The organism is Haloferax sp. ATB1, from assembly GCF_000730175.1.
On sequence record NZ_JPES01000101.1, the window covers coordinates 36,318 to 52,732 of the forward strand.

Annotated in this window: 13 protein-coding genes and 4 pseudogenes; 9 read left to right on the forward strand and 8 right to left on the reverse strand. The window is 60.8% G+C overall.

Going from position 1 to position 16,415, the window contains the following annotated elements:
* Positions 1-258: 258 nt before the first annotated feature.
* Positions 259-1,431, reverse strand: a complete 1,173-nt coding sequence (locus ATB1_RS16770; RefSeq protein ID WP_241768317.1) for a PQQ-binding-like beta-propeller repeat protein — start codon at positions 1,429-1,431, stop codon at positions 259-261.
* An 894-nt stretch (positions 1,432-2,325) separates the two neighbouring features.
* Here ATB1_RS16770 and ATB1_RS22115 point away from each other — a divergent pair.
* The 7 genes from ATB1_RS22115 (at position 2,326) to ATB1_RS16800 (ending at position 9,071) form a co-directional block, all read left to right on the forward strand.
* Positions 2,326-2,493 (forward strand): hypothetical protein, encoded by a 168-nt coding sequence (locus tag ATB1_RS22115; RefSeq protein ID WP_157837762.1) that lies wholly within the window; start codon positions 2,326-2,328, stop codon positions 2,491-2,493.
* A 590-nt stretch (positions 2,494-3,083) separates the two neighbouring features.
* Positions 3,084-3,857, forward strand: coding sequence for an IclR family transcriptional regulator (locus ATB1_RS16775; RefSeq protein WP_042665789.1), 774 nt, complete (start codon positions 3,084-3,086; stop codon positions 3,855-3,857).
* 198 nt (positions 3,858-4,055) lie between these two features.
* The gene (locus ATB1_RS16780) at positions 4,056-5,009 is read left to right on the forward strand and encodes a mannonate dehydratase (RefSeq protein WP_241768318.1); all 954 of its coding nucleotides are present in this window, start codon (positions 4,056-4,058) and stop codon (positions 5,007-5,009) included.
* 173 nt (positions 5,010-5,182) lie between these two features.
* Positions 5,183-6,253 (forward strand): TRAP transporter substrate-binding protein, encoded by a 1,071-nt coding sequence (locus tag ATB1_RS16785; RefSeq protein WP_226908779.1) that lies wholly within the window; start codon positions 5,183-5,185, stop codon positions 6,251-6,253.
* 25 nt (positions 6,254-6,278) lie between these two features.
* Positions 6,279-6,830, forward strand: coding sequence for a TRAP transporter small permease (locus tag ATB1_RS16790; RefSeq protein ID WP_042665791.1), 552 nt, complete (start codon positions 6,279-6,281; stop codon positions 6,828-6,830).
* Positions 6,831-6,878: 48 nt separating this feature from the next.
* Positions 6,879-8,177 carry a TRAP transporter large permease gene (locus ATB1_RS16795; RefSeq protein WP_042665792.1) on the forward strand — a complete coding sequence of 433 codons (1,299 nt, stop codon included), beginning with the start codon at positions 6,879-6,881 and terminating at the stop codon, positions 8,175-8,177.
* Between the two features lie 126 nt (positions 8,178-8,303).
* A complete protein-coding gene (locus ATB1_RS16800) occupies positions 8,304-9,071 on the forward strand; it encodes an SDR family NAD(P)-dependent oxidoreductase (protein ID WP_042665793.1) in 768 nt (255 codons plus the stop codon).
* Here the strand turns inward: ATB1_RS16800 and ATB1_RS16805 are convergent.
* Entirely contained in the window at positions 9,066-10,106 is a 1,041-nt protein-coding gene (locus ATB1_RS16805; RefSeq protein WP_042665794.1) for an NAD(P)-dependent alcohol dehydrogenase, read from the reverse strand. The genes ATB1_RS16800 and ATB1_RS16805 overlap by 6 nt on opposite strands.
* A 220-nt stretch (positions 10,107-10,326) precedes the next feature.
* On the opposite strand from ATB1_RS16805, the pseudogene ATB1_RS16810 reads away from it, so the two are divergent.
* Positions 10,327-11,015: pseudogene (locus ATB1_RS16810) on the forward strand (IS6 family transposase).
* 50 nt (positions 11,016-11,065) lie between these two features.
* On the opposite strand, the gene ATB1_RS21790 reads toward ATB1_RS16810, so the two are convergent.
* Positions 11,066-11,716 carry a hypothetical protein gene (locus ATB1_RS21790; RefSeq protein WP_128081496.1) on the reverse strand — a complete coding sequence of 217 codons (651 nt, stop codon included), beginning with the start codon at positions 11,714-11,716 and terminating at the stop codon, positions 11,066-11,068.
* A 2-nt stretch (positions 11,717-11,718) separates the two neighbouring features.
* Between ATB1_RS21790 and ATB1_RS21795 the strand changes: the two are divergent.
* Positions 11,719-11,802, forward strand: a pseudogene (locus ATB1_RS21795) (integrase core domain-containing protein); the annotation flags it as partial.
* Between the two features lie 504 nt (positions 11,803-12,306).
* Here ATB1_RS21795 and ATB1_RS23540 read toward each other — a convergent pair.
* From ATB1_RS23540 to ATB1_RS16830, 5 genes and pseudogenes are all read right to left on the reverse strand, one after another.
* Positions 12,307-12,822, reverse strand: a pseudogene (locus ATB1_RS23540) (glycoside hydrolase); the annotation flags it as partial.
* A 242-nt stretch (positions 12,823-13,064) separates the two neighbouring features.
* A pseudogene (locus ATB1_RS23545) lies at positions 13,065-13,859 on the reverse strand (glycoside hydrolase 43 family protein); the annotation flags it as partial.
* Between the two features lie 303 nt (positions 13,860-14,162).
* Positions 14,163-14,798, reverse strand: coding sequence for a molybdenum cofactor guanylyltransferase (locus ATB1_RS16820; protein ID WP_042665795.1), 636 nt, complete (start codon positions 14,796-14,798; stop codon positions 14,163-14,165).
* 10 nt (positions 14,799-14,808) lie between these two features.
* Positions 14,809-16,107 (reverse strand): P-loop NTPase, encoded by a 1,299-nt coding sequence (locus ATB1_RS16825; protein ID WP_042665796.1) that lies wholly within the window; start codon positions 16,105-16,107, stop codon positions 14,809-14,811.
* Positions 16,108-16,109: 2 nt separating this feature from the next.
* The coding region (locus ATB1_RS16830) for a HEAT repeat domain-containing protein (protein ID WP_042665797.1) at positions 16,110-16,415 on the reverse strand (306 nt) is incomplete at its 5' end.

Consider the following 16,415-nt stretch of genomic DNA (forward strand, 5'->3'; position numbering starts at 1 on the left):
TATTCGCGGCGGATTCAAACGCGTTTGGTCAAATTGGACTCCTGATTATGGTCCTGGGAGTGAGTGTCGGGTTCGTTGGCCTCGCCGGTGATCTGTCTTCATGAACGAGACGGTGTGATATGTAGGGCGGCTGCGAGATACGCAATACTCAGCGAGCGGTTGTTTCAGGCAATACGTCTCTGAAGAGGAGGGTTTCAAGAGGGCCGTCGAGGCGCATCTCTAATGGAAGACGCCGAAGCACGACTACGGGGGCGATTCCTAGCTCTCTCCGAGTGCAACCACGCTTCCGTCTGACTCGGGTGAGAAAATCGCCTCCGGAGTCACGATTACACGACCCGCGCCACCGGGGGTCGTGCTCCACCGCTCGTCCCCGGTTGCCCGAGATACCGCGACAAGCCGTTTTTCGCTTCGGATGAGTACCGTCTCGCCGGCGACAGTCGGAGTTCCCACCCGCTCTCCGGGAGATTCGTACGTCCACGCGTCCTCCCCATTCCAATCGATCGCTTGGACCGTGTCCCCGGCGGACACGTACAGGTGTTGACTGTCGACCGCGATCTGTTGCACCCCAGCATCGGGGATGTTGAACGACCATTGGCGTGTTCCATCGGTGTCGAACGCAGTCACGAGTTGATGACTCTGCACGACGACACCCTCGGGATGGGCTACCGGCCCACCAGTCACCGCGCGTGTAGATTCGACCCATTCTTTTTCGCCCGTTGTGGCGTCCAGCGCAACGAGGCCGGTCTTTCCTGACCGCGAGCCGAGGTAGAGCGTCCCATCGAGAACGGCGACTGGTTCGGTGAATGTTCGCCCACCAGCCTCCGCATCGACGTGGTGTGACCACCGCACAGACCCGTCCCCGACTGAGAGAGCGTGGACGCGACCGCTCCAGTCGGGGACGTAGACGACTCCGTCGGCAATCGTGGGTGGGGCGGTGAGTCTGGCGTCGATGTCGACGAGCCAGTCCTCGTCACCGTACCGCGTCTGGAAGCCGATGATACGACCTTTTTCGAGCGCCCGCTTGGCCGTCACGACGATGTGATCACCACGTACTGCGGGTGGTCCGTTCGGCTCCGACCGAAGTGGCACCTGCCATCGTTCCTCTCCTGTCGCCGCGCGCAACGCGTGAATCCGATACCGATGGCGTGCCGTATCGGAGATCGCGTCGACGGGAAGGTAGAGGTGCCCAGCGCTGATAGCTGGTGTGCCAGTGGCCCGTACCTGACTGAGGTCGGTTTGCCAGACCGTCTTCGGGTCCGTCGGACCAGACGCCACCCGTCGAGTGTGACCGGGATTTCGACCGCTCATCGGCCACGTTCCGGTGACGTCTCCGAAATCTCCCGAGGGGCGAGACGGCGAGAGACAGCCAGCAAGCGCAATACTTGTGGAGCCGAGGGCTGTGAGGAGTTGGCGGCGCGTGTGGGAGGGCATGAGGGCGGGTTCTTTCCGAAAATACGTTAATTCGGGGGTGATATGCTGCTCGAAAGTCGAAATCGCGTATCTGTGTAGCGGCTGCCGCACTGGCCTAATCCGATTTGACGTCGTCCAGATAGGGTTTCAACAGAGCCAGATATTTCATTGGCAAATCTGAATCGTATCTCGGGGAGGAAGACAGACATAAAGCACTCAGTGACAAGTTCCCCACTGTGGAGGGACAAGTAACAGAAGTATGATGATTGATATTTTCCACGTATCGAGGCCTTTCACTTAGAGAGACAGAAGTGAGTCTTCGGCTTCTCGGCATAGTTCGTTTCAGGCGACCCGACAGTGATACACTGAGTGGCTAACAGCGTTTCTGACCCGCCGAAGACGCAGCTAAGCGGGTCGCGGTCGACGAAACCGGCGTCAAGATCAATAATGCGAATTCTTGGACACAAACTACAATATATCGGTTCGAAAGTGGTCCTTGACGTTGCGCTGTTCGAGCGTCAAGAGACTGGTTCGATGGCTACGTTTCTCCATGGAGTCCGTGAGAAACACGACTGTTCAGAGTCGGCGTTCCCGGATGACACCATCGAATATCGGACTACATTCTTTCGATTAGGGGGAAACTGTCCGGGAGACTACACAGACCGAAATCTGATTAAAAATCGATTCACACGTTCAAAATGGGAGTTGACCGTTTTCACAGTTCATGGGAGAGCAGCCGGCTGAGCGTCCGCTAGGCTCTTGCAGTATTCACTCATTACTAACTCTTCAACGACCACATCAGTCGTTCGACGGAAGAACGCCGTTTCAGGGGGCTAACTAGACGGTGAAATCGACAAAATGTATGATTCACTAGTATTCATCCAGAATTGGCACATATATGATATTTCAGAGTCATTGCGGTCGCGACACCGCGCTTGGCTGCACCGACGTTCGGCCGCTGTCGGACGGGAGGTCATCGACGTCGAACTCGTTCGCAGGCTCCTCACCTACACCGGTCGGTATACCGACCACGTCGTCGCCGGCCTGTCCGGCGAGAACGCACAGGATATCCCGGATACGTAGACGACTTCGGGCGCAGTGACCCCGAATTGAGGCGCAAATCGATTACCCGTGACAGTCTTAGCTCTGTAATTACAACTCGCTGAAAACGAATTACTCAAGCGGATGCCCGGGGCCACCCATGAGTTACACGGGTAGGCCTGCTATGCACGGCCGGCCCCATCCGAAGCGACGTCGCAGGGACCGGTGTGTCATCGGGACGCGAGCGGCGGAGTTCGCGTGCACCGTCGGTCCGTTTCGTGCTGGTGAACCCGCCAGGAACGGAAGTCGGCGGCTGAGTCGGGCTGTCCGCGGTGGACCGCAGTTCTACTAATAGTAGAGTCAAGCGATGCGAGCGAGCGGCTCCGTACCCGGTGCGCCGCGCGAGCACAGGTGTCTAATTGAGCGGGAATCGAAGTTATCCCGTCGAATCACCCACCGATTCGGATTAATTATGAATATTCGTAAATCATCGGAGAGACGCCACACGGTACCGGTACGACGGCAGTGAGGGGAAACCCCACGTTCGACGGCGTTGGTCGCGGTAGCTACCGGCTTCGCGGGGCGCTTCCACCATCAGTAGAATTTATCTGTCCCGCTCCGAAAGGCGAACTATGGCACCCAACGAAAGCGAAGACGGTGGTAAGCGCGTGAAGGCAGTCATGCGCTCGTACCGGGTAATCGGTGTTCTGCGAGAGCAAGGGACGGTGCGGATTAACGACGTCGCGGACGCGCTCGGGGTGCCGACCAGTACCGCGCACGTGCATCTGAAAACCCTCGAAGCGGCGGGGTACGTCGTCAAGGACGAACACGGGTACCGGCTCGGCCTTCGGTTCCTCCGCGACGGAAGCGTCACCCGGGGGCGCTTAGACGTGTACGACGCGTCGCGGTCCGAAATCAAGGACCTCGCGGAGTCGACCGGCGAGGTGGCGAATCTCGGCGTCGAAGAGAACGGACAGCGGGTCATCGTCTACCAGGCCGAGGGCGACAAGGCGGTGTACGACAACGCGCCGATCGGCGAGTTCACGCATATGCATTGGACCGCGCTCGGAAAGGCGATTCTCGCGGAACTCCCCGGCGAGCGGGTGACCGAAATCGTCGACGAGTACGGGCTTCCGGCGAAGACCGACCACACGATCAGCGACCGAGACGCGCTCCTCGAAGAACTTGAGGCGATACGGGAGCGGGGTTACGCGCTCGAAGACGAAGAGCGCCGAGACGGGATTCGGTCCATCGCGGTTCCGCTAGTCAGCGACGGGTCGGTCATCGGCGCGGTGTCGCTTTCCGGACCGAAAGAGCGGTTCAACGACGACCGAATCGTGGACGAACTGTTCCCGGCGCTCAGAGACCGGAAGAACGTCATCGAGGTCAAGTACGCGTACGACTGAGCGCAGTCCACCCGGTCGTTTCACCGAGTCCAACGAACTCGTTCCACTATGAGTGGACCACAACTCTCACGAAGATACGTTATAGACCTAGAACTGGTGAGAGAGGCGCTATCGACGTCGATCCGTGGACTCGGCGGACGACACCACCGTCATCTGTGCGAAACGCTTTTAGTCGGAGTGAGTCTGGAATGTGAGTGTATGAATCCAGCAGTGATGCTGCCCCCCTCCCCGGACAGACGGTGGACCCTCGCCAAGCAACTCGGCGTCGAAAGCGCCGTCGTACGGTTCTGGGGCGTCGACGAGTGGTGGGAGTACGAGACGTTACTCGAAACCCGAAATCGGTTCGCAGACCACGGATTCTCGCTGGACGTCGTCGAGGACCGCCCGCCCATGGAGCGAACGGTCCTCGGTCAGGAGGGTCGAGACGAGGAGATCGAGACGGTGAAACGACTGCTTCGGAACATGGGACGCCTCGGCATCGACGTGTACTGCTGGGTGTGGACGGAAAACCCCGTCGGCGTCATCAGAACCTCCGATTCGATTCCGGACCGCGGTGACTCGCTCGTCACCGGGTACGACCACGAGTGGCTGGAGCGCGCCGAGGACCACCCCGCGGCGGGTATCACCGAGGAAGAACTGTGGGACAACCTCCAGTACTTCCTGGACGAAGTCGTGCCGGTCGCCGAGGAGGCGGGCGTCAAGATGGCGCTGCACCCCGACGACCCGCCGGTCGAGGAGCTTCGGGGAGTCCCCCGCATCGTCACGTCGCTCGAACGGTACGAGCGCGTCTTGGAACTTCACGAGAGCCCCAACCACGGCGTCACGTTCTGTCAGGGGAACTTCGCCGCGATGGGCGAAGACGTACCGTCGGCGATTCGACGCCTCGGAGAGAAAATTCACTTCGTCCACTTCCGCGATGTCGAAGGGACACCCGAGTCGTTCGTCGAGACGTGGCACGACGACGGGCCCACGGACATGGCGGCGGCGATGGAAGCGTACCAAGACATCGGTTTCGACGGAGCGATTCGCCCCGACCACGTCCCCAAGATGCTCGGCGAGGAGGACCGAGCAGAAGCGCATGCGGGGTACACTGACATGGGCCGACTGTTCGCAATCGGCTACATGAAGGGCCTCATCGAACGCGGACGGTAACACCGTATCCGACCGGTCAGCCTCATCTTGCCTCCCCCGACCGGTGACTACCGGCGACTGCGACGAGTGACGAGTCGAACTACCCGGAGCAGATGAGATCTATCCTATGATATATTATTAAAATGAATTATTGCGATAGATATAAGTACCAGTGTAGAATCGTTGTGAATGGTATGCGTAGACAAAGCCGACGGAGCTTCATGGAACAGCTCGGGCTACTTACTGGCACCGGGGCAATCGCATCGATGGCTGGCTGCATGGGCGGCGGTTCCGACTCCGGAAACGACGGTACGACCGAGTCAGGCGGCTCAGACACCGACACGACGGAGAGCGGTGGCGGCGGTCAGAGCCAATCGCTCATCATCGGGAGCGTCTTCCCCAGCGGGCACGTCATCAACGAGATGGCCAAGGAGTGGGCGTCCTCCGTCGAAGCGGAGACGGACGGGCGGGTCGCAATCACCATCGAGGAGTCCTTCGGTGGCGAAAAGGAGGTCATGGAGCAGACGCAGATCGGCTCCATCGACGGGACTATCATCGGGACGCGCTGGGTCATCGACTACGACCCCAAGAACTTCTGGGTCGAGTCGCCGTTCGTCTTCGAAGGCTGGGAACAGCAGCGACGCGCCTTCCAGACGGAGTTCTTCGACGACGGCCGACAGCGCCTCCGCGAGCAGGGCAAGCAGATGCTCGTGAACGAGCCGGTGTACCGCGGCTACCGACACACGAGCGGGAACAAGGCCTTCGAGACGCCCGAGGACATTCAGGGAGTCAACCTGCGGGTGCCCGACCTCACCCCGTGGGTGAACATCTGGAGCGGTATCGGCGCGAGTCCGACGACCGTCGCGTTCGACGAGCTCTACAGCGCGCTGCAACAGGGCGTCGTCGACGCCCAAGAGAACCCCGCTGAAACCGTCCGGTCGTCCTCGCTGTACGAGGTACAGGAGTACTACACGCTGACCAAGCACCTCGCGTCGACGGGCTGGTTCACGCTCGGCACTCAGGCGCTGTCGAACATCTCCGACGAGGACCAGACGACGATGGTCGACTCGCTGACATCGAGCATCCAAGATCTCAGCAGCAGCATCTCTGAATCGGAATCTCAGGCCATCGAAGCGCTGAAAGAACAGGGGATGAACGTGGTCGAACCCGACCGCGACGCGTGGTTAGAGGCGGCGAAGGAGCCGCTCCAGACGCAGTTCGAGAATAACTGGGAACCGTCGCTCGAAGAAGTGCGAAACATTTGAGCGGACGCTTACTCGTAGAGCACCCATGGAAGAAGTAAACCTCGCAACGAAACTCGGCCGGCTTTTCGACGGGCTGGTCACGTCCATCGCGTTGGCACTCTACGTGCTGATGATACTCGTCGTCGGGTTGCAGATTCTGACCCGCTGGGTCTTGGGTTCGATACTCGGGTCGAGCCTCCCGTGGACGGTCAACCTCTCGCAGATGCTGCTCGTGTACATCACGTTCTTCGGTGCGGCGGTCGCCAGTCGAAAGCGACAGCACATCTCGCTCGACCTCCTCGTCTCGCGGCTCTCCGACGGCGTCATCCGGGTGCTGACCGGTCTCCGGACGCTCCTCATCCTCGCGTTCGTCGGCGTCATGGTCTCGGGAGCGTACCCGCTGTACCTGCAAAACCGGGGATTCGGCATGGGAGCGCTCCCGTCGCACCCGCCGTTCACCGAAGCGTGGCTGTACGTCCCCGCCGTCGTCGGCGGTGTCTGTATCGGTATCTACGCGCTTCGCGACCTGTGGCTCGTCGCCGTCGAGCCCGAAACGATCATCGAGGACATCAAAGGAGAAGACGAAAATGCAGACTGAACGCCGACCCGCCACCGAGATGCGCCCGCTCCAAGAGGGGTGCCGCTGATGGCCGACGTCGTCCTGCTCGGCCTGTTCATCGGCGTCCTGCTCGTACTGTACCTGTTCGAGGTACCCGTCGTGTACGCGCTGGGGCTGACCAGTCTCATCCTCATGTGGACCACGTCGATTCCGTTCGAGCCGCTTCTGGTCGCCCAGACGATGGTCTCCGGAACCAACTCGTTCGTGCTGTTGGCGATTCCGCTGTTCCTCCAGACGGGGCTGTTGATGAACAAACTCGGCCTGACCGACGTCATCTTCGACTTCGCGAAGGCCATCGTCGGCCCGATTCGCGGTGGGCTCGCCCACGTCAACATCGTCGCCAGTATCATCTTCTCCGGGATGACGGGGACCGCCGCGGCGGACGCCGCGGGACTGGGGGCCATCGAGTACCGCGCGATGCGCGAGGAGGGATACGACGAGGGGTTCAGCGTCGCCGTCACCGGGTCGTCGTCTATCATCGGCCCGATTATCCCGCCGAGCGTCCCGCTCATCATCTACGGGATTCTCGCGCAGGTCTCGATTGGCACGCTGTTCATCGCCGGACTCGTCCCGGGGCTGGTGATGGGCGTCGGGTTGATGATACTGTGTAGTTTCTACGCCCATCGGAACGGCTACGAGAAAGGCGACTGGTGGTCCCTCGGCGAAGTCGGCCGGACGTGTTACCGGGCGCTTCCCGCGCTCGGCACCCCGGCGCTCATCATCGGCGGGATTCTCGGCGGCTGGTTCACCGCGACCGAGGCGGGCGCAGTCGCGCTGTTCTACACGCTCATTATCGGGACCGTCTTCTACGACGGTCTCTCGCGCGAGGAACTCGTCTCATCGTTCGACGAGGGGATGACCCACACCGCGACGCTGACGTTCATCGTCGCGGCGGCGTCCCTGTACGGCTTCCTCATCCGGCGTGCACAACTTCCTGAGATTCTCGCACAGGCGATTACGGGCGTGTCGACGGACCCGCTCGTGCTCATGTTGCTCATCGCCGGCGTCCTGTTCATCGTCGGGCTGATGCTGGAGACGATTGCGGCGATCACCATCCTCACACCGGTGTTCCTCCCCATCGTCGAGCAGACCGCAATCAGCCCGATTCACTTCGGCGTCGTGATGATCGTCACGCTGATGATCGGCCTGCTCACGCCGCCGTTCGGCGTCATCCTGTTCGTGCTCAACGCCGTCACCGGCGTCTCGCTCGAACGGATTACCCGGCACATGGTCCCGTTCTACCTGCCGCTTTTGTTCACCCTCCTGCTGATTATCGTCTTCCCGGAGCTCGTCCTCTGGCTGCCCCGCGCGATGGGGCTCGCCTGAGCGACGCTCCACGTCCTTTGTAGAACGGTCGCTAGCGGCGCGTAGATGCGGGTACGAGAGCGATTCGCCCCGCAGGGTCGTCTGTCGACCGCAAGAGTTAGCATGCCGTAGTCGGTGGATTCGAGTATGGTGGAGACATCACCCACGGTTACCGTATCGGATAGCGCTGCGGTCGTCATCGGCGGCACGAGCGGCATCGGTCGGGCCATCGCGCTCGCCTTCGCCGACGACGGTGCCGACGTTGTGGCGACGAGTCGCAGCGCGGACGCCGTCGAGGAGACCGCCGAAGAGCTCCGCGCTCGCGGTGCGAAGACGGCCGAGGTGACGTGCAACGTCCGAGACAACGAGTCGATAGAGAACCTCTACGAGGTCGCCAGCGACGCCATCGGCGACATCGACATCCTCGTGAACTCGGCGGGGTCGGTCGCGAGAGCGTCCGTCTCCGAGATGAGCGACGACCAGTGGAACCAGGACATCGACGTGAACCTGACGGGCGTCTTCCGGGCGTGCCGCGTCTTCGGTCGCGAGATGGAGTCTGGAAGCATCGTGAACATCTCCTCGATGTCCGCACAGCAGGCCCGCGAGGAGCGCCCGGCCTACTGCGCCGCGAAAAGCGGCGTGAACGGGCTCACGCGCGCCGCGGCGGCCGACCTCGCACCCGACGTGCGCGTCAACGCCATCGAGCCGGGATTCGTCAAGACCCCGCTCGCCGGCGACGGCTTCAACGAGGGAACCGAACTGCGAGAGAAAATAGACGAGGGAACACCGATGGAACGCGTCGCGACGCCGGACGAAATCGCGGGCGCGGCCGTCTACCTCGCCAGCGACGCGGCGTCGTTCACGACGGGTGCGGTCATCACGGTCGACGGCGGCTACAACGACAACGCGTTATAGGTCGTCGCTGACGCGGATTACGCCTTTTACTTCTTCGGGCTCGGCCGCGCGGTCGAACGCGGCCTGCGTGTCCTCGAACGACGATTCGAAGGTCACGATGCTGTCCACGTCGAACCGGCCCGTTTCGATTCCCTCGATGGCCTCCGGGTACGTATTACTGAACCTGAACGACCCCTTCAAGTCGTACTCCTGGCCGATGGTCTCGACGATATCGGTGGGGAACTCGGGTTCGAGCGGGATGCCGACGAAGACGACGGTGCCGCCGCGTTTGACGGCCTCGGTCGTCGTCTCGATAGCGCCGCCGAAGCCGGAACTTTCGAGAACCACGTCGACGCCGCGTTCGTCGACGTGTTCGCGAATCGTCTCGACGGGGTCGGACTCCGTCACGTCGACCGCGTGGTCGACGCCGCGGGACTCGGCGAGTTCGAGCTTTTCGGGGACTACGTCGGTCAGGACGACCGTCTCGGCCCCGCGGGCCATCGCGACTTCCGAGACGAGCTGACCGATGGGACCGCCGCCGGTAACTAACACCGAGTCGCCCTCGGAGACGCCGCCGCGCTGACACGCGTGCATCGCGACGCTCAGCGGCTCCGCGAGCGCCCCCTCGCGGAGCGACACCGAGTCCGGAAGCGCGTACAGGTACTCGGCGGGCCACGCGACGTACTCGGTCAGCGCGCCCTCGACGGGCGGCGAAGACATGTACTCCATGTCCTCACAGAGGTGGTAGGTGCCGTCGCCGACGCAGTACTCGCACTCTCCGCACGGGAGACCGGGTTCGATGGCGACGCGGTCGTCGGGACCGACGCGGGAGACCCCGTCTCCCACCTCGACGACGGTACCGGCAGCCTCGTGACCGAGGACGTGGGGGAACTCGACGACGTTGCCTCCGTTTTCGCCGTGTTGGTAGTAGTGTAAGTCGGACCCGCAGATGCCGACGCGGTCGATTCGAACCAGCACTTCGTCGGGACCGATTGTCGGGAGGTCTCGATCGACAAGTGTAAATTCACTAACAGCTGTGAGCTCGCAGGTTCGCATGCTTGTACCGAAGAGAATTACCGTTATATTCCTTTTGCCGTGTGGTGACGCAGTAAGCGATAGCGTGGGTGAAGTGAGTCTGACCCCGGAGAGTCGGAGTTTGCTCGCGAGGCTCCCGATGGCACTTCTCGTCTTAGTGACGGTGGTCGGAATTCTGACAAGATTGCGGACAGGGCACTGTCTAGTTAAGCCAGTTTGAGGAACGAGCAGGTCGTTGAGTGTGTTTGGGACGAAGCTCGCAGACCTGCTCAGCGAGTGCTTTGCGACCGATTTAGAAGAAACGTGGGAGCGTGAGCGGACGGCGACACCCGTCAGGGTGTTCGCCGTCCAGCTCCACGCGACCGGGTGTTCGCTTAGAGAGACAAAAGAAATTCTTCGATTACTCGGCGTTGAACGCTCCCACCAAGCGGTTTGGCAATGGGTACATCGACTGGCTGACAGCGGTCACAACCCGCCTGAGGCAACGCCGAAGCGGGTTGCGGTCGACGAGACCGCTGTCAAAATCAATGGCGAGTGGTCTTGGTTGTACGCTGCAATAAACGTCGAGACGAAGCTGATTCTTGATGTCGAATTGTTTGGACGACATGGTACCGATCCGGCTGCTGCGTTTCTCCATCGACTTTCCGAGAAACACGATCTCTCAGATACTGTGTTTCTCGTTGATGGCTACGGCTATCAGACTGCCCTCTTTCGATTAGGATTGAGCGGCCAGCTTGACTATGTAGAGCGAAACCTCATCGAAAATGGTTTCACACCCTCAAAATGCGAGTCGACCGGTTCCATAATTCGTGGGTGGGCAGTCACGGAAGCGTCCGCGAGTGATTCATAGAATTTGTGCAATACTACAATTTTCAGAGACCGCATCAAGCGCTCGATGGGCGAACACCGGTTGGGGAGGTCACTAACTAGACAGTGCTACTTATTCAAAAAGGCTGTTTAGATGGTACTATCTACAGCGCTTATGACGTTGTCTCAAATTCGGGATGGAAGACACCAATACGTCGGATTACTACATGAAATAGACCAAATAATAGTGCACCGGTATTAAGGATGGGAGAAAAGATAACCAATTGAGCAGAAAGTAAATTCACACTATAAGTTAAAGCGACAAGAGCTACAATAAGCATAAGACCACTATCAGCTCTTCTATTCCATTCATTAATGCGAAGCAGAGGCGGTATTGCAGTGTCTCCTATATTCACTTTGTATATAACCCAAGTAGCAAGTATGAGTGGTAAAAAAACATAAAAACAGGCGATCACAATAGCAAACCATTCCGGAGGGGTATCACTAAGAACCCCGAAAACAAACTTCATTATATATTGTACCCCGATTCCAGAACCAAGAATAACAGAGAGGTATATTAGCAGATTCTGCCAAAGCATATTCTCTTCAATCAGTCTATTGTTAGAAATACGCCTTTTAGAAAGATATACTGAGGTAGTTGCAATCACAACTCCGATCATTAAAATATACTCGACTGATAAGCCAATCGAGGTTAATACCGGTGAAAATAGGATCGTTGCCCAAGTACTGATTAGAAAAAAGGCGGTTACTGTTTTAATGATATGTCTCATTGTATCTTCTTGAAATATGGTCGCACGTGACATCTATAAAATTTGTGCAATACTACAATTTTCAGAGACCGCATCAAGCGCTCGATGGGCGAACACCGGTTGAGGAGGTTACTAACTAGACAGTGCCAGATCACTCAATTGGTTCCTTTTCGAATCGCGTATAGTATAGATGTTATAATTGTGGTATATTCGATAGTGTCTACGATGAGTAATTTGTAATATCGTGGTGCTGGCAGAGATATTTGGGTAATGAACTGTCCCAGTAACAAGCCGAAAAACAGAATTCCTGCAATAGCAACCGCTTGCCGTAGTAACCAAAATTTATCCATTTGTTATCTTAACGACATTTTCCCAACATAATGTGTCTTTTGGCTTAGTATTAGATCATCTATAGTGCGACCACTCCAACCTGAGATCTCGGTGTGAAATCACCACTGTGTGAATATTCTAAAGATGGGAAATCCCGTCTCAAAGCACTCGCTGGGCAGGTCTGCGAGCTTCGTCCCAAATTAACTCAAACGGCCTGCTCATTCCAAACTGGCTTAACTAGACAATGCCTCTCGGCATTATTGATAAAATTCCTGTTATATTAGGCGCAGAACGTGCGCCCCTCTGGAGACAGTTCAGTCGCTGACCTCGAAGTACTCGAAGTCGCAGTAGCCATCAACGACCCCAGAGTCGGTCGACCGCGCGACGAACAGACCGATTTTGGCACCGATCCAGCGCCCCTGCTGGGCTTGGAACGGCTCTCCAATCGACTCGAAGCCGGCATCGTCCGTCGCGTACGCGAACTGGACGCGGCCCCCGTCCTCGACGGTCGCCCGCAGTCGTGCGGACGGGCCTCGGAGGGGGACTCGTTCGACGACCGTATCGGGGTCGCCCTCCGATGGGTTGGTGTTACGTCCCTGTATCAGGCGGACTCCGTCCGTGCTCTCGCGGATACTGAGGTAGGCGTACTCGGAGCCCATGACGAGAAGCCCCCCGTGTCCGGTTTCTTCTTGGAGGCCGCATCGGACTTCTGTCGTCGCCGTGAACGCCGGGGCGGGGAACTTCTGGAGGAGGAGATTCGGGGCGGTCCACAGGTTCTCAGACTCATCGGCACGCTGTCGGAACAGGCGGAGCGCGCCGGGACGGTGAGTGAGCGAGTGCCAACCGAACTTCGGGTTCCCGTGCCATTGCCACTGGAGCCTAAGCGGGCCGCTTCGAAGTCGTCGGAGGTCTGCGGGACCATCGTCGGAAGCGTCTCAGCAGCGACGTCGGGCTTTTCGTGCGTTCGAACCGGCTCGCCGGTCCCATCGCCGTCCTCGTCGCGACCGATGACGGGCCACCCGTCGGTCCAAGCGACCGGCTGAAGGTGGACGATGCGGCCGTACGGGTCGGCCTCTTGGAAGTGGACGAACCAGTCTTCGCCGCCGTCTAAGCCTACGAGCGCTCCCTGATGCGGCCCGTTAATCGGCGTCTCCCCCTGGGCGAGGACGACTCGGTCGTCGTACGGGCCGTAGATGTCGTCCGAGCGGAGGACCGTCTGCCACCCGTCGCTAACGCCGCCGGCGGGCGCGAAGATGTAGTAACTCCCGTCCCGCTCGTACAGCTTCGGCCCCTCGATTGTCGGGTGGTCGTCGTGGCCGTCGAACACCTGCCTGCTCTCGCCGGTGATGTGCGTCCCGTCCGGTGCCATCGGGGCGATGTTGAGCACGCTGTTGAATCCGGCACGGCTCTTCGCGAACGCGTGGGCGAGATACGCGTTCCCGTCGTCGTCCCACAGCGGTGCCGTGTCGATCCACCCCTCGGCCTCGTGCACGAGCGTCAGGTCGGACCACCGACCACGGGGGTCGTCGGTCTCGGTCATGTAGACGCCGCGGTCGGGGTCGCCGTAGAAGATGTAGAACGTCCCCTCGTGGTAGTTGATCGAGGGCGCCCAGACACCGTTTCCGTGCTGTGGACGGTCGAAATCCGGTGGTAACTCGTCGATGGCGTGATTGATGAGTCGCCAGTTCACGAGGTCGCGCGAGTGGAGTATCGGGAGTCCCGGGACGGCGTTGAAGCTCGAAGCGGTCATGAAGAAGTCATCACCCGCGCGAACGACGTCGGGGTCGGAGTAGTCCGCGTAGATGACCGGGTTCCGATACCGGCCGTCGTCGAGGTTCGGGTCCCAGACCGCCGAGGCGTGTTTCATGATAGCTGACAACAAGTAACGCACGAATAAACGTTGTGTTCAGGGGCTTCGAGTGCGCGGCGTTGGACGTCCTCATTAAGCGGTCTGTCGCTAATATACGTTTGATAGATATTTGTCACAGCTCACCCGAGAAACGCCGAATTAGGATGCGGCCGAAGAGGCCGTTGTCGGAATCGATCGCGAGCGGTCTTCGTTGTATAATGCGATCTATTCTTGTTCAGTTTCGAGTAGCCGTGGATGATGTTCACGGCAGATATATTGAGTTAATAGCACAACACAGTTGACTCAGAAATAGCCGCAAGCTCACTCAGCAAACCGTTGACGGAGCCCGCCGAGCTCCTCTCGCGTGTTCACGTTCGCCATCGACGCTTCGAGCGAGAGGGAGTCGGGTACCGACGACGAGTCGACGCGGTCGACCGAGAGTTCGGAGACGAGGGCGCGGAGGCTGTTCGAACCGAGCCGCCGGTCGCATCGCGCCGCCAACGCCGACGTTCGGTAAACTCCGTGGAGGGGCTGTCGGCGACCCGCCGAATCGACCGGTAACGTCGCGTCAGCGCCCGAATCGGCGTGACGGTCGATGAGCCACGACACGGCCGCGACCGACAACAGCGGCATATCGCAACCGCAGACGAAGACGTGGTCGGTCGAAACCGCGTCGAGCGCGGCACAGAGGCCGGCGACGGGGCCGTTACACCAGTTCGCGTCCGCGACGTACCGCACGGGGTCGGCGTCGCTCAGTACGCGGTCCACAGCCGCGCGTTTGTCGCGCGGTCCCGCGGCGACGATCGGTCGACGCCTCGTCGCCGCCCGGACGCGCCGGACGACGCGTTCGACGAGCGGGCGTCCATCGAAACTGGCCGCCGCCTTGCACTCCTCACCGAACCGCTCGCTCCGGCCGCCGGCGAGCACGACGCCGGTCACCGGTGGCTGTCGTTCCATCGGACCTCGCTTACGGTTTCGTCGCAGTCAACAGCCAGTCGTTCGGCGTTCGGCGTTCGACGCTGAACCCGTCGATTTCCGCGGGGTCGCGGTCGGTCAGTCCGCCGAGGAACCGCCGGACTGGCGTCGGGTCGCGGTCGCTGACGAGCGCGAACGCTTCGCCGCTCGCGAGCGCGGTGAACCGTTCTGCGACCCGCTCCTTCCGTCGCTCCGGCGGGTCCCCGCGGATGTCGAGTGCGTCGTCGGGAGCGTCGACATCCCACGCGGTCGCCGCCGCCTCGGAGACCGACTCCGCGAGCGTCTCGAACGCGGGTGCGGCGTCTCCGGGGACGGGCGTCTCCTGAAACCGCGGGGAGAACGGGAGTTCGGCGAGCACCGTCGCGTCGAGCCGTTCGCCGGCGGTCTCACCGGGGAAGAGCTGGTGAGTGTCGCCGCAGGAGGGGCAGGCGAACTCGCCCATATTGACGACCGCCCCGAGAACCGGAACCCCGTTGTCGCGGAAGAGTTCGATGCTCCGCGCCGTATCGTCCAGGCTCGACTCGAAGGGCGTCGTCACAACGACGACGCCGTCGACGGAAATCTCTTGGAGCGTGGTCAGGACCACGTCGCCGGTCCCCGGCGGAAGGTCCAACACGAGCGTGTCGTCGGCGCTCCAGGCGGTGTCCGCGAACAGTTCGGTCAGCGCGTCGTGCGCCATCGCACCGCGCCACGCCAGCGGCGCGCCGGTTTCCATCAGTCCGACGCTCATCACGTCGAGCGAGGCGTCGGAGCCCCCCACCGAAACGGGGAGCGGGTGACCTTCGTCGTCCGAGTGGACGGGGCCTTCGACGTCGAGCAACGAGGGAACGTTCGGGCCGTGGATGTCCGCGTCGAACAGCCCGGCTGGACGCTCGCCGGCGAGTGCGCACGCCAGGCCGGTCGAAACGGTCGATTTCCCGACGCCGCCCTTGGCACTGGCGACGGCGATGACGGTGTCGAACGCGTCCACGCCGGTCGCACCGTCGCCGGACGACGGCGAGACGGGCTCGACGTGCGCACCCTCGACCGCGGGTACGTCGCGGACCGCCTGCGCCATCGCGCGCATGACCCGCGTCGCGTTCGCGTCGTCGAACTCCGACACGGCCGCGCGGACGGTCACGCTCGCCCCGTCGACGGCTATCGATTCGACCAGCCCGGCCTCGAAGACGTCGACGTCGGCATCGGGGTCTCGGACGGCTCGGAGCGCGGATTCGACGCGGTCTCGAAGCTCGGACTCGGTGTCTGGCTCGCTATTCGCCGGGTCGTGGTTCGTCGGGTCGTGTTCGCTCATGGTCAGAGGTTCGGCGTTCGGTTGAGGTCGTCTTCGCCGGGCAGGGTGCGGTCGGTCTCGTCGAGGACGCCCGTGAACTGGCGACGGAAGCTTCCGGAATCCACTTCGCGGGCCCGGACCGCCGTCTCTCGGACGACGCTTCGCTCGTCGTCGGTCAGTCTATCGAGCGTCTCGTCCGCCCGGTCGTTGTCGATTCCGCCGAGCAGATGCGCCGCCCACTCTCGCACCCGCTCGCTCGGGTCGTCAGCGGCGGCAACGAGCGCGTCGCACGCGCCCTCGCCGCGGAGTTTGAAAAGCGAGACGAGCGC

Excerpts from the sequence above, each read along its gene's own strand:
- ATB1_RS16770 (WP_241768317.1), bottom strand. The coding sequence starts at position 1,431 with ATGCCCTCCCACACGCGCCGCCAACTCCTCACAGCCCTCGGCTCCACA.
- ATB1_RS16775 (WP_042665789.1), top strand. The coding sequence starts at position 3,084 with ATGGCACCCAACGAAAGCGAAGACGGTGGTAAGCGCGTGAAGGCAGTC.
- ATB1_RS16780 (WP_241768318.1), top strand. The coding sequence starts at position 4,056 with ATGAATCCAGCAGTGATGCTGCCCCCCTCCCCGGACAGACGGTGGACC.
- ATB1_RS16785 (WP_226908779.1), top strand. The coding sequence starts at position 5,183 with ATGCGTAGACAAAGCCGACGGAGCTTCATGGAACAGCTCGGGCTACTT.
- ATB1_RS16790 (WP_042665791.1), top strand. The coding sequence starts at position 6,279 with ATGGAAGAAGTAAACCTCGCAACGAAACTCGGCCGGCTTTTCGACGGG.
- ATB1_RS16795 (WP_042665792.1), top strand. The coding sequence starts at position 6,879 with ATGGCCGACGTCGTCCTGCTCGGCCTGTTCATCGGCGTCCTGCTCGTA.
- ATB1_RS16800 (WP_042665793.1), top strand. The coding sequence starts at position 8,304 with ATGGTGGAGACATCACCCACGGTTACCGTATCGGATAGCGCTGCGGTC.
- ATB1_RS16805 (WP_042665794.1), bottom strand. The coding sequence starts at position 10,106 with ATGCGAACCTGCGAGCTCACAGCTGTTAGTGAATTTACACTTGTCGAT.
- ATB1_RS21790 (WP_128081496.1), bottom strand. The coding sequence starts at position 11,716 with ATGTCACGTGCGACCATATTTCAAGAAGATACAATGAGACATATCATT.
- ATB1_RS16820 (WP_042665795.1), bottom strand. The coding sequence starts at position 14,798 with ATGGAACGACAGCCACCGGTGACCGGCGTCGTGCTCGCCGGCGGCCGG.
- ATB1_RS16825 (WP_042665796.1), bottom strand. The coding sequence starts at position 16,107 with ATGAGCGAACACGACCCGACGAACCACGACCCGGCGAATAGCGAGCCA.